This is a genomic window from Bradyrhizobium sp. PRIMUS42, assembly GCF_023006515.1.
GTDB lineage: Bacteria > Pseudomonadota > Alphaproteobacteria > Rhizobiales > Xanthobacteraceae > Bradyrhizobium.
Map to the genome: position 1 here is coordinate 1 of NZ_JALBGZ010001382.1, position 744 is coordinate 744.

The following is a 744-nucleotide window of genomic DNA, read 5'->3' on the forward strand; positions in this document are numbered from 1 at the left end:
CCTTGGCGGCATCGAGCTGCGTTGCCGCGTCGGCGGCCCGGGTCGCGGCCTTCTGCTTCAACTCCTCCGCCTTGGCGCGGGCTTGGTCGGTCTTTGCGTTCGCGAGCGTCTTGTCAGCGAAGGCGAGCTCGGCGTCTGCGCGGGCCTTCTGCTGTTCGAGCTTGCGCAGCGATGCGGGGAGCGAGGCGGCTTCCTTCGCGGCCGCTGATGCGGCCTTCTTGGCCTCGTCAGCGACTCGAATCGCCTCGTCGGCTTCGACGGAGACCTTGTCGACACGGCCCGGCGCCGCCGCGATGGCTTCGCGCTTCGGCGTGAACAGCAGGGGATGAGCGATATCGATCGGGGCCGCGTCCTCGGGCGAGATGATCACCCGCATCCCGATGTTCGTCTTGTCGAACAGATTCTCGGCAAAGCCGAAGGGCATGCGCACGCAGCCGTGCGACGCGGCATAGCCGGGCAGCGGTCCGCCATGCAGCGCGATGCCGTTCCAGGTGATGCGCTGCATGTTCGGCATCCAGGCATCGTCATACATGGTCGAGCGGTGATCCTTGTCCTTCTCGACAATGGCAAACACGCCGGCCGGCGTCTCGCGTCCCGTGGTCCCGGTCGACACCGGCGCGCGCAGGATCCAGCCCTCGGCATCGTAGAAAGTGACTTGTTGGCCCTTGATCGACACGATCGCCATGATCGGCTCGCCGGCCTGACGCTGCGCTACCGCCTCCGCCGGCTGGCACCGAAGCACAG

General features: G+C 67.1%; 1 protein-coding gene. It reads right to left on the bottom strand.

Features of this window, described 5'->3' with window-relative positions:
- The coding region (locus tag MOV75_RS40510; protein WP_247008449.1) for a L,D-transpeptidase family protein at positions 1–742 on the bottom strand (742 nt) is incomplete at its 3' end.
- Positions 743–744 lie beyond the last annotated feature (2 nt).